General features: G+C 61.1%; 11 protein-coding genes. 5 read left to right on the top strand and 6 right to left on the bottom strand.

Annotated elements, in window-relative coordinates; translation table 11 throughout:
* Positions 1-128: 128 nt before the first annotated feature.
* Entirely contained in the window at positions 129-1,535 is a 1,407-nt protein-coding gene (gene lpdA, locus HNQ65_RS11180) for a dihydrolipoyl dehydrogenase (RefSeq protein ID WP_246438148.1), read from the bottom strand.
* A 99-nt stretch (positions 1,536-1,634) separates the two neighbouring features.
* Between lpdA and HNQ65_RS11175 the strand changes: the two genes are divergently transcribed.
* The 4 genes from HNQ65_RS11175 to HNQ65_RS11160 all read left to right on the top strand — a co-directional run bounded on the left by HNQ65_RS11175 (position 1,635) and on the right by HNQ65_RS11160 (position 5,836).
* Positions 1,635-2,636 (top strand): S1C family serine protease, encoded by a 1,002-nt coding sequence (locus HNQ65_RS11175; protein ID WP_184339608.1) that lies wholly within the window; start codon positions 1,635-1,637, stop codon positions 2,634-2,636.
* Positions 2,637-2,664: 28 nt separating this feature from the next.
* Positions 2,665-3,750, top strand: a complete 1,086-nt coding sequence (locus HNQ65_RS11170) for a S1C family serine protease (RefSeq protein ID WP_184339607.1) — start codon at positions 2,665-2,667, stop codon at positions 3,748-3,750.
* A 69-nt stretch (positions 3,751-3,819) separates the two neighbouring features.
* Positions 3,820-5,109, top strand: coding sequence for an aminopeptidase P family protein (locus HNQ65_RS11165; RefSeq protein WP_184339606.1), 1,290 nt, complete (start codon positions 3,820-3,822; stop codon positions 5,107-5,109).
* Between the two features lies 1 nt (position 5,110).
* Positions 5,111-5,836 carry a 16S rRNA (uracil(1498)-N(3))-methyltransferase gene (locus HNQ65_RS11160; RefSeq protein ID WP_184339605.1) on the top strand — a complete coding sequence of 242 codons (726 nt, stop codon included), beginning with the start codon at positions 5,111-5,113 and terminating at the stop codon, positions 5,834-5,836.
* An 8-nt stretch (positions 5,837-5,844) separates the two neighbouring features.
* On the opposite strand, the gene mobA is transcribed toward HNQ65_RS11160, so the two are convergent.
* Together mobA and HNQ65_RS11150 are read right to left on the bottom strand one after the other, a co-directional pair.
* Complete coding sequence (gene mobA, locus HNQ65_RS11155; protein ID WP_184339604.1) at positions 5,845-6,438, bottom strand: molybdenum cofactor guanylyltransferase; 594 nt, start codon at positions 6,436-6,438, stop codon at positions 5,845-5,847.
* On the bottom strand, positions 6,435-6,893 hold the full coding sequence (locus HNQ65_RS11150) for an MOSC domain-containing protein (protein WP_184339603.1): 459 nt from the start codon (positions 6,891-6,893) through the stop codon (positions 6,435-6,437). Before HNQ65_RS11150 ends, mobA begins: the two co-directional genes overlap by 4 nt.
* Before the next feature lie 46 nt (positions 6,894-6,939).
* Here HNQ65_RS11150 and HNQ65_RS11145 point away from each other — a divergent pair, with 46 nt between their 5' ends.
* Positions 6,940-7,971: a Gfo/Idh/MocA family protein gene (locus tag HNQ65_RS11145; protein ID WP_184339602.1), complete on the top strand. Its 1,032-nt coding sequence runs from the start codon at positions 6,940-6,942 to the stop codon at positions 7,969-7,971.
* A gap of 8 nt (positions 7,972-7,979) precedes the next feature.
* Here the strand turns inward: HNQ65_RS11145 and HNQ65_RS11140 are convergent, their stop codons facing one another.
* From HNQ65_RS11140 to HNQ65_RS11130, 3 genes are read right to left on the bottom strand one after another with little or no spacing between them, the layout of a single operon-like run.
* The gene (locus HNQ65_RS11140; RefSeq protein ID WP_184339601.1) at positions 7,980-8,621 is read right to left on the bottom strand and encodes a hypothetical protein; all 642 of its coding nucleotides are present in this window, start codon (positions 8,619-8,621) and stop codon (positions 7,980-7,982) included.
* A complete protein-coding gene (locus HNQ65_RS11135) occupies positions 8,618-10,180 on the bottom strand; it encodes an AAA family ATPase (protein WP_221306128.1) in 1,563 nt (520 codons plus the stop codon). The genes HNQ65_RS11140 and HNQ65_RS11135 overlap by 4 nt, the downstream gene beginning before the upstream one ends.
* A complete protein-coding gene (locus tag HNQ65_RS11130) occupies positions 10,143-11,438 on the bottom strand; it encodes a protein kinase domain-containing protein (protein ID WP_184339600.1) in 1,296 nt (431 codons plus the stop codon). The genes HNQ65_RS11135 and HNQ65_RS11130 overlap by 38 nt, the downstream gene beginning before the upstream one ends.
* Positions 11,439-11,586 lie beyond the last annotated feature (148 nt).

Here is an 11,586-nt window from a genome sequence, read left to right as displayed (position 1 = left end):
AGATACGTATACGGGATTCAAATGACGTGCTTGTCAGGAAGTCGTGCCTTCACCGAACCGAGAGCATAAAAACGGGCGGCCATTTGCGGCCGCCCGTTTGAAAACGAACTCATCAGATCGTCATCCGATCACACGTGAATCGGATGCCCCTTGGCGACTTCCGTTGCCTCCTTGACCATTTCCGACAGGGTCGGATGGGCGTGGATGGTGGCTTCGATTTCGTCCCAGGTGGCTTCCAGGTTCATGGCGAGGCCGATCTCGGCGATCATTTCGGTGCTTTCGCTGCCGATCATGTGCGCGCCGATGATCTCGCCGTGCGGTTCGCCATAGAGGATCTTGACGAAGCCTTCGGGCTCGGCGGCGGCGAGGGCCTTGCCGCTGGCCACATACGGGAACTTGCCCACCTTAAACTTGAGGCCCTTCTCCTTGGCCGCGCGCTCGGTGAGGCCGATGCTGGCCACCTGCGGATGGCAGTAGGTGCAGCCGGGGAAGACGCCGACTTTCTTGGGCTTGTGCTTGGTGAAGATTCCTTCCACGGCCTGCACAGCCTCGTAGCTGGCCACGTGGGCGAGCCAGGGTGGCCCGATGATGTCGCCGGCACCGTAGATGCCTTTGACCGAGGTCTGGTAGCGGTCGTCCGTCTGGAGCCAGCCGCGCTCGGTGAGCTTGAGCTCGATGCCGCCGGGCAGCACCGGGGCCACGCCGATGGCGACGAGGCAGACGTCTGCCTCGAGGGTCTCATTGGCCGCGCCTTCCACGCTGATCTTCACACCCTTGCCGTCTTCGGAGGTGCCGGTGACCTTGGTGTTGGTCAGGATGCGGATGCCAGCTTTGGTCAGGCTCTTTTCCAGGGTCTTGCTGACTTCGGTGTCTTCCACGGGAAGGATGTCAGGCAGCATTTCCACCACGGTCACCTTGGTGCCGTAGGCGTTGAAGAAGTAGGCAAACTCAATGCCGATGGCGCCTGCGCCGATGACGATGACGCTCTTGGGCTGCGTGGCGAGCGTGAGGGCCTCCTTGCTGCCGATCACGGTCTTGCCATTGAAGGGGAATCCGGGCATCGGGCGGCTCTTGGCGCCGGTGGCGATGAGGATGTTCGCCGCGTCGTGGGTCTCCTTGCTGCCGTCGGCAGCGGTCACTTCCACCTTGCCGGCGGCAGGGATGCTGGCGGTACCGCGCAGGTAGTCCACCTTGTTCTTTTTGAAGAGGAATTCGATGCCCTTGTTGAGCTTGTCGCTCACGCCGCGGCTGCGGCCGATCACCTTGGACCAGTCATACTCCACGCTGCCGATCTTGAGGCCAAACTCCTCGGCGCGGTGGGTCAGGGTGTGGTAGAGTTCGGCGTTTTTCAGCAGGGCCTTGGTGGGAATGCAGCCCCAGTTCAGGCAGGTGCCCCCGGCGCGGTCGTTTTCGACGCAGGCCACTTTCTTGCCAAGCTGTGCTGCACGGATGGCTCCGACGTAGCCCGCAGGCCCGCCGCCGATGACGATGAGGTCGTAGTTCATGTAAACAGTATGTGTGGGGGTATGACGCATGAGAGAAGCGCAGCCCGGCACCGTATTCAACCGCAGATTCCCCCTATATGATCGCAGTTTGACCTGCCGGGCGGGAGAACGTAAAATCCGCGACGCGCAATGTTCCCTCTTGGCACCTTCCCGGCCTGCAAAGCCGCTACGATGATCGTAGCGGCGGGCCTTTTTGCCTCCACGCTGGCGGCCGCAGATGCGCCCCCTGCCACGCTGACGGACATCGCCACCCTCCAGCACATCCAGCAGGAGGTGCAGCAGCTCCTGCCCCGCGTACGTCAGGCAGTGGTGGCCATCCAGGCGGGGAACGGCACGGCCAGTGGGGTCATCATTTCCGCCGACGGTCTGGTGCTGACTGCCGCCCATGTGCCCGACAAGCCCGGCCGGGACCTGAAAGTGGTGCTGGAAGACGGCAGCGTGACCACAGCCAAATCTCTGGGCCTGGACAAGACGACCGACGCCGCGCTGGCCCGTCTGAAAGACCGGGGCAAGCCCTGGCCCTTTGTGAATCTGAGCCGCGAGGTGACCAAGGCGCAGCCCGGTGAGTGGTGCTTTGCGCTGGGGCATCCCGGCGGCTTTGACAAGGCGCGAGGCCCCGTTCTGCGCGTGGGCAAAATCATCAAGCAGACCGCCAACGGCCTGCACAGCGACTGCGTGCTGATGGGTGGCGACTCGGGCGGACCGCTTTTCAATTTCAACGGCGAGGTCATCGGCATCCACAGCCAGATCTGGGAAGGCCGGGACCAGAACGTACACGTCTCCATGGCTCCCTTTCTGCGCTCCTGGGATGCGATGCAGAAGTCCCAGGTGATCAAGACCTGGGGCGTCGGCGCCGGAGGTTACCTGGGAGTGGCCACCGTGATGAGCGATGACCTGGAGGTGGCCGTGGCAGATGTGATCGAGGGCTCGCCCGCCCTGAAAGCTGGCATCCGCACTGGAGATGTAATTTTGAGTGTGAATGGCGACCCCATGACGGACCAGCAGCAATTCAGCGCCACCGTACGCGCCCGGGCTGCGGGTGATCAGCTGAAGCTCAAGCTGCGCACCCAGGGCAAGGAGCATGAAATCTCCGTAAAGCTGGCGCAAAAGCCCCAGGATGAAGGGCAGTAGGCAAGCCATGACGAACGAGCACATTTGAATGACGAAGGGGAACACCAGCTCTGCCAGCAAGCGACCGGCCCTGATTTGTGCGCTGGAGCTTCCGGCATTCTTTCTTCTCCTGCTCAACCCGCTGCTGCATGCCGACCCCTCCCGCCCCACGCTGCCACCTGAAGACCGCACAAACGGCAAACACACCCTGGCAGCCATTGAAAATCTCAAGCCTCACACGGTCGGATGCGCCGCCCGTGTGGAGAGCCTGCTGGGCCGCACGATTGGCACCGCCACCATTGTCGGAAATGACGGGTATGTCCTCATGAAGGCCAGCGAGGTGCCGGATCTAGAGAAAACGCGCATCAAGTTCAGCGACGGGCGCAAAGCCGACCTCCGTGAGGTGCACCGCGAGCCCCGCCTGGACCTGGTGCTGGCCCAGGCGGTGGGCATCACCGGCCTGCATCCGGCATCACTCGAGGCTGCCGCGCGCACCCTGCCGCTGGGGCAATGGCTGTGCAGTGTGGCCCATGCCGGCACGGAGACACGCCTGGGCATCGTCAGCGCCCGGACCCGCCGCATTCGTGGCGAAGGCGCCGCCATGGGCATCCGCATGGAGGAAAAGCCCGCCAAAGCCGGCAAGGGAGTACGCATCGTCGGCGTGGCCAGCGACAGCCCCGCCGAAGCCGCCGGCCTGAAGGAGGGGGATGTGCTGCTGAGCATCGCAGGAGAAAACGCGTCTGATTTCCAGCGCGTGCATGACATCATCAAACAGCGACAGCCGGGCGAAACCCTGGAGCTGCGCATTCAGCGCGAGAAGCAGGAGGAAACCTGCCGCGTGCGCCTGGCCAGCCGCACCAAGGTGCTGGACAACTGGAACGGCGAGGACTTTGCCAACGGCGGCGTCTCCCTGCGCAACGACAACTTCCCCGAAGTCCTGCAGCACGACATCCCCCTGCTGCCCACAGACATGGGCGGCCCGGTCGCCACGCTGGAGGGCAAGATCGTGGGCATCAACATCGCCCGCGTGGACCGCGTGACCACCTTTGCCCTGCCCGTGGAAGTCTTCTGGCCTGAGACCCAGCAATGGATCCACGCCGATCGCCACCCGCCGAAGGCAGTGCTGGCGAAATAAGGTGGTGCAATTGCGAAGCCGCGTGCAATTTCGGCGCTGCCGCAAGCAGGACGCTTGCCCTACCTTCCTATGCGCTACCAACCACTGCCCGCCGAACTGTTTGTCTCGAACCGTGAGCACCTCTACGCCAAGCTGCCGCCGCAGTCGGTGGTGATTGTGCATGCCAATGACGTGCTGCCGACGAATGCGGACGGCTCACTGAGCTTCATCCAGAACAGCGATCAGTTCTACCTGAGCGGCATTGACCAGGAGGAGACCATCCTCGTGCTGTTTCCCGATGCCGCAGACCCAAAGCAGCGCGAGATGCTCTTTGTGCGGGAAACGAACGAACACATCGCTGTGTGGGAGGGCGAAAAGCTGACGAAGGCGCAGGCCATGGAGCGCAGCGGCATCAAGCGCGTGCACTGGCTGGAGGATTTTGAAACACAGTTCCGCTCCGTCATGTGCCAGGCGGACCACGTCTTCCTCAACTCCAACGAGCACGCGCGCGCCACCATCCCCACGGAGACGCGGGAGATGCGCTTCACGCGGCGCTGCCAGCATGAGTACCCGCTGCACCGCTATCACCGCCTGGCGCAGCTGATGCACGAGCTGCGCGTCATCAAGAGCCCGCATGAAATCACCGCGCTGAACGAGGCCATCCGCATCACGGGAGATGGCTTCGACCGCCTGCTGAAGTTTGTGAAGCCCGGCGTGCATGAGTTTGAGATCGAGGCGGAGCTTTGCCACGAGTTTATCCGTCAGCGTGCCCGCGGCTTTGCATACACGCCTATCATCGCCACCGGGGCCAATGCCTGCGTGCTGCACTACATCACCAACCACTGCCAGTGCCAGGACGGCGAGATGCTGCTGCTGGATGTGGCCGCCAACTACGGCAACTACAACGCAGACCTGACGCGCACGATCCCGGTGAACGGCAAGTTCACCCCGCGCCAGCGCCAGGTGTATGACGCAGTGCTGCGCGTCTTCAAGGAGTGCTGCAAGATCCTGCGCCCGGGCATCATCATCCGCGACTATCAGGAGCAGGTGGGCAAGCTCATGGAGCAGGAGCTTCTGGGGCTGGGCCTCATCACGAAAGAAGACGTGGCCAAGCAGGATCCCGAAAAGCCCGCATATAAAAAATACTTCCCGCACGGGACCTCCCACCCGCTGGGTATCGACGTGCATGACGTGGGCCACATGTGGAAACCCGTGCAGCCCGGCATGGTCTTCACCGTGGAGCCCGGCATCTACATCCGCGAGGAGAAGCTGGGTGTGCGCCTGGAGAACAACATCTTCATCGGCGAGAAGGAAAACATCGACCTCATGGCGCACATCCCCATCGAGGCGGATGAGATCGAAGCCCTCATGAAGCGCTGACATGTCCCTGCCGCGCTTTCATCTTCCTGCCTCCGAATGGACCGTGCCTCATCTCACCCTGACCGGTGATGAGGCGCAGCACTGCGGCCGGGTGATGCGCAAGCAACCCGGCGACAGCATCGAGATCTTTGACGGCGCAGGCCGCGTGGCCGTGTGCGAGATCACGCACGTCTCCAAAGCCGAGGTGCAGGCGCGCATTCTCAGCGAGAGCGCGGTGCCTCCCTTTGCCACCTCGATCCATCTGCTGCCCGCGCTGATCAAGGCGGAGCCCTTTGAGTGGCTGCTGGAGAAGGCGGTGGAGCTAGGGGCTGCGAGCATCCAACCCGTCATCACCGAGCGCACCGTGATTCATCTGGATGCAGCGCAGACGGAGAAAAAGCTGGCCAAGTGGCGTCGGCATATGATCGAGAGTGCCAAGCAGTGCCACACACCCTTTGTGCCGGAGCTGCATGCACCGGTGCATTTTTCCAAGACGCTGAAGTTTGAGGCCGAATGCAAGCTCATCCCGGCGCTGAGCGAGCACACGCGCACGCTCAAGCAGGCGCTGTCTGTGGCCAAGCCAAACAGCGTGGCCGTGCTGATCGGGCCTGAAGGAGACTTCACGCCCGAGGAGGAAACGCAGGCTCTCTCGGCTGGCTTTGTGCCGGTGACACTCGGGCCGCTAGTACTGCGCGCCGAGACGGCAGGCATCGCCACGCTGGCGATTCTGGGACACGAGCTGAGGTAATTCCATCCTCAATGCTTCAGATCATGCGGCGTGTTCACATTGTGGAAGAAGGGCATCTGTGCCTCTTCCAGCGGGTGAGTCACGGCCAGTCCTGAGTGTACAGCGGCTTCGATGATCGGCTGCAGGGCGAGGTGCTTTTCGCACAGCGCCTTCTGCATCAGCGGCAGCATGGCGGGCACGTAGAGACCAGAGAGAGTTTCATCTCCATGCGGGCCGCGGAAGAAGCAGCCTGTCACCGGCTCCGCATGCGGCACAAGGTGCTCGCGCAAAAAAGCAGCGGTCATCCAGGGCATGTCCACCGCCAGCACGAGCAGCGGCATCTGCACCAGCTCCAGGCATCGGGTGATGGCTCCCAGCGGGCCTTCATCCACATCCTCGGGATCGTGCACCACCTCCACACCCTCGCTGGGACTCACGTAAAGGGGCTGCTCGCTGCGGCAGGAGAGCAGCACGCGCTCGGCACCGATGGACTGCAGCTTGTGCAGCTGCGCCTGCCACAGGTCCTGCCCATGCCAGTGCAGCAGGGCCTTGTCCTGCTTCATGCGGGTGGAGCGGCCGCCGGCCAGCAGGGCTGCGGCAAAGGGGAGGGGTGGAGGTGTCATGAAGTAGGGCGCAGGGTGCCGTCGCTGAGGATTTTGGCGCGCAGGCCGCCGTGGCCCTTGAGCGCGGCCTCGGCGCCTTCAGCAAAGGCCTGGTTCATCCAGTGGCAGGGCGCGGCCTCCTGTGTACCGAGAAAACGCACCCCCTGCACCTCAAACTCGGTGCCGATGAGCGTGTTGAGGTCGATGCCCTTGGTAATGATATTGCGGCGGAAGGCGGAAGGCGGCACGCCCATGACGCTGAACTGCTCGCACAAGCGCTCGTACTGCTCGTGCTCAAAGAAGGTCACCTGCCCTTTGAAATCCTCCTTCCAGCCGAAATAGCGGTCGCCGCGCAACCCCTTGCCGGTCACGCATTCCACCTCGGGCACCTCGGTCATGGGTGTGGTGCCCGGGGGCAGGCCGTGGTGGCCCACATAAATGTGCTCGGGGGAGATGAAGATGTGCAGGATTTGCATGCGGGGCTTGGATGTTGGCTCCAAAGGTGCCACACTTCATACGACCATGAGTGCAACAGAGCAACCCGTCCGCATCGGCATCATCGGCGCCGGTGGCATCGTCAAATCCCGCCACATGCCCGGCCTGCGCGCCATCCCCGGCGTGCAAATCGTGCAGGTGACCAACCGGAGCCTGGCCAGCGCAGAGGCCTTCTGCCGGGAGTTTGCCCCCGAAGCGCAGGCGGTGGAGCGCTGGGAGGAGGTGGCCTCCTCACGCGATGTGGACGTAGTGTGGATCGGCACGCATCCCTACATGCATGCGGAGATGACGTGCTACGCACTCCAGCATGGCAAGCACGTCTTTACCCAGGCGCGCATGGCTGCCTCACTGCCGGAAGCCAACCAGATGTGGGAGGCATCCATGCGCTACCCCGAGCTGGTCACCGCCATCTGCCCCGCACCCCACGGCATGAAGGGCGGGGAGCTGGTGAAAAAGCTGCTGGAAGACGGCGCCATCGGCAAACCGCACCAGGTGCTGCTGCACAGCTTTAATGACGCCTGGCTGGATGCCTCAAAGCCCGTCCACTGGCGCCAGCAGTCAGAGCTGAGCGGCATCCAGATCCTCACGCTGGGCATCTACACCGAGGTGCTGCAGCAGTGGCTGGGCCACATCGTGGAGGTGGAGGCACGCGGCAATGTGGTGATCCCCGAGCGCTCAGGCGTGGAGGTGGACATCCCGGACTTTGTGCATGTGATGGCAAAATTCCGCAGCGGCATCGAGGCCACGATGCTTTTCAGCGGCGTGGCCGCGCACGCACCCACGGACAAGCTGTGGATCTTCGGCTCCGAGGGCACGCTGTGCTATGACTTCAACACAGACGACCTGCAGCTGGGCAAACGCGGCGGCAAACTGGAATCCGTGTCAGTTCCCACGGAACGACAACGCACCTGGACGGTGGAGCGCGATTTCATCGCCGCCGTGCGCGACGCCAAAGCCCCGCGTCCCCGCCCCGACTTTGGCGAAGGCATGAACTACATGCGCGTGGTGCACGCCGTATGGCAGGCCATGGAATCCCAGGCCGCAGTGAGGGTGGTGTGAGAGGAGGGTTAAAGCTTCACTCGTTTGAACTCTGCTTCCATGCGCGCAAAAGCAGTAAGCTCACGAAGTGGTGAAAAATCCTCGATAAACTCAGTTACCAGCCTTGCAGCGCGAGAGGCATTAAACCCACGAAGACGCTGAGTGGGAAGACCACACGCTTCTTGTAGCAATTCGCGAAGCTTGGCTTTTGGATCAGGCATTTGCTCCACCTTGGATATGGGAGGCAGATGCAAGCGCATCGTTCCGTTGGGATTCGCAGCAGCTTTGCGTATGGCTCTTTCATCGAAAAGCATCCATGCCTCGCTCATGCGCACAGGCACCACGCAGACGACAGGAGGACTGCTGCCTGCCGCCAACTTAGCAGCCATCGCAGCCTGAATTTCTCTCATTCGTTTTTCAGCCCCCTCCCTTTCGGCATCACGATGCACAAACAGCAAATCACAAGGATATATATCCAGTGCTGGCACAAGCCTGTCTTCGAGTGCACGGCTTTTGAGGTTGCTGTACTCCAGATCGGCGAAGTGTCCTATGCACAACTCGTCAGGACGATGTTCCTTCCAAAGCCAGTGCAATACAGGCATTAAAGCCTCGTCTCCAGGTCCGTCTGCAAGCAGTGTAAAGCGTCGCGTCATCCTTTGCTCGTCGTTCATAGTTCAAGGACTGTCTGCACATACGCGCTGTCAATGACACGACGCTCCTTGTGCTCCTCGTCTTCTGATTCACGCCTTTTGCCGGGCACCCGCAAATATGCGAGCAGAGATGCTTTTTTTACAATCATCTCGTCATCGTTACCCTTGGAGCGCCAAGTATCAGGCAAGATACGAAAAACGAGCCTCTCAAAAGTCTTTCTACCGGGAGTCCATGACGGAACGGTCTCGGCAAAAAGGACCGACTCATCTGGCACCTGCTGAACCACTGATGGAGAATGAGTATTAACTATTATCTGCCGAAGCGGATTGGCATCATCCACCGCTGACGAGACATCCACTGCAATATCCTGAAGCAGATCCAGGATCGCTGGTATCCTGCGTGGATGAATACCATTCTCAGGTTCTTCCATGCAAAGCAGCCTGTTGCCACGGCTTTCCATTTGTTTGATGACCAATGCGATAAAACTCAGGGTGCCATCAGACAGGGAACGAGCCGGAGTCCGGACCCCCATGCGATCAACCAAGTAGAGGGAAAGAAGTTCGCGCTTCTCATCCACATCAACCCCAACACCACGAACATCACCCAGAAGTTCTGAAAGACGGTTGCTTACCCGTTGATAAACAGCTTCAGGATCAGCCGGGGTTCCTGGAATGAGTGGTATGCGACCCAATTCATAAAGCGTCGCCGCCATGTGAGCACCGCTGGCATCCACACCAGTTGATTGATTGATGCTGTCACTCTCTCGCATCGCAGAAGGCTCTAGCTGCAGCAATTCCCAGCTGCGCAATTCGACACGCGCGCAGAGAACCGTCGGGCTGTCCGCATCACCCGCAGAAAGCACAGTACGTGGAAGCTGCCGTGCAACACGCTTGTAGCCAACACCACGTTTATTAAGCCCTGTGCGCGCGGCACCGTCCTGATGCAGCACCACGAATGTTTTTCCACTTTCAGACAGCGTGGAAATGAGCTTGCTGGTTTTACGGCCAACTATGACCGATTCAAGCCAAGCCCTGGAAGGATGAAAACGCAGTCGTTTTCTTGCATCAGTGTGTGTGATGTAGTTTAATTCCTCAAACAACAGCTCAAGTTCGCCAAGCTGTCTGCGATCGTCTGCAGTTTCACGGTAACCAATCCTCAGCTTGTAATTGAGGCAGGTAGTGGAGGCTTCTCCAGTCTGTCCAAGTTCATCCACTGCTTCACGAGGAACAATCATGTCCAGATCGAATTCGATCTCTTTGGCAACGGCGTACCCGTCATTAGTGAAAAGTGAGCGAACGTCTCCGTTACGATCGTCTTCGGCCCGGATAGAACGTGCCGCTTCGTCCAGCTTCATATCCGCTAGCAGGGAAAGAAAGCGAATGGCATCAAAAAGGTTCGATTTCCCCACCGCATTTGCACCCGCAATGCACGTGAAGGGGCCAAAAAACACCTCCACATCTGAGAGATTTTTGAAGCCTTTGATTCTAAGCCGGGTCAGCATCCGTTTATTTAAAGACAGGAAGCCCTTGCTGGCAATGTGCTTATAGCGTCCTCCTTCGTCCCACAGCCAGCACACCATTCACGATCTGCAGCAGGCCCTCCACCTGGTAGGGCTTGGGCAGGGCGGCGGCAAAACCGTAGGCACCGCAGTCTTTCATCACGGGATCGTCCCGGTAGCCGGAGGAGACGATGGCGAGGATCTGCGGGTCCATGCGGCGGAGGTAGAGCATCGTCTCACGCCCGCACATGCCATCGGGAATGGTGAGGTCGAGGATGGCCAGATCGTAGGGCTGCCCCTGGTGCATGGCCTCTTGGTAGAGTCGCAGTGTGTCCTTGCCGTCTCCCGTTTCGACCACTTCGTAACCCGCCTTTTCCAGCGCACGCCGCATCAGATCGCGCACCATGAGATCGTCCTCCAGAAGGAGGATGCGCCCGGCGCTGGGCTGGGCCACGGGCATGGGCCTGCTGGGAGCCTGAGCGGCTGGCACCATGGCGGCCTCGATGGCACGGCGCATGTCGCCTACATTTTGAAAGCGGTGCCCGGGGTCGGTCATCAGCGCCCGGATGACAACGGCGTCCAGCCGGGGGTCCAGCCCGGGCAGCAGGCTGGAGGGCGGCTGCCAGGAGCCACGCGGCAGCGCCCCAGTCAGCATCTGGTACATCAGCACACCCAGGGCGTAGATGTCAGCCCGGTGGTCCACGTGCCGGTGCGCATTGAACTGCTCCGGCGCAGCGTACTCCGGCGTGCCCATGACCATGTGCGTCTCCGTCACCATGGAAGGGGCGCGCATCACATCCTTCGCCAGGCCAAAGTCGGTGATCTTCACCTCGCCTTGGCGGGTAAGCATGATGTTGGCGGGCTTGATGTCGCGGTGAACGATGCCCTTGGAATGCGCGTACTCCAGCCCCGCGCAGATCTGCGGCAGCAGTTGCAGCGCCAGCTCGCGCGTCATGCGGCCGGTGCGCATGATGTCACCGAGGTCCGTGCCATCGACGTACTCCATGACGAAGAAGAGGAACTCGGTGCCGATGTGGCCGTAGTCGTAAATGGCCACGATATTCGGGTGGTTCAGCGTGGCCATGGCCCGTGCCTCCCTGCGGAAGCGGTCTTCAAAGGCGAAGTCGTAGCCGTCGCTCACACGCAGCACCTTGATGGCCACCGGCCTGCCCAGGCTGAGCTGGGTGCCCCGGTACACGGTGCCCATGCCGCCGATGCCCACCTGCGCCTGCACGGAATACCGTCCAAACGGCATCATGACGGTAAGCTCCTGCGACGTGGGCGGCGCGGAGCGCGTCACGAGAGGCGCGGCGGTGCTGGAACTGCTGGTAAGACGCATCAGTGAAGTACTGTGGCACACCTCTTTACGGGAGCAACAACCATAAACATTGGAATATATTTAGGTTTTGTTCCCCAAAATGGCGGGCGGCCGCCCCCGGCTACCGCTACGACACACGAAAATACCGGAACCGGTGATAAGGTGGCAA

It is taken from the genome of Prosthecobacter vanneervenii (assembly GCF_014203095.1).
Taxonomy (GTDB): Bacteria; Verrucomicrobiota; Verrucomicrobiia; order Verrucomicrobiales; family Verrucomicrobiaceae; genus Prosthecobacter; species Prosthecobacter vanneervenii.
The sequence above is the reverse complement of the archived record's forward strand: the minus strand, read 5'-3'. Positions and strand labels throughout refer to the sequence as shown.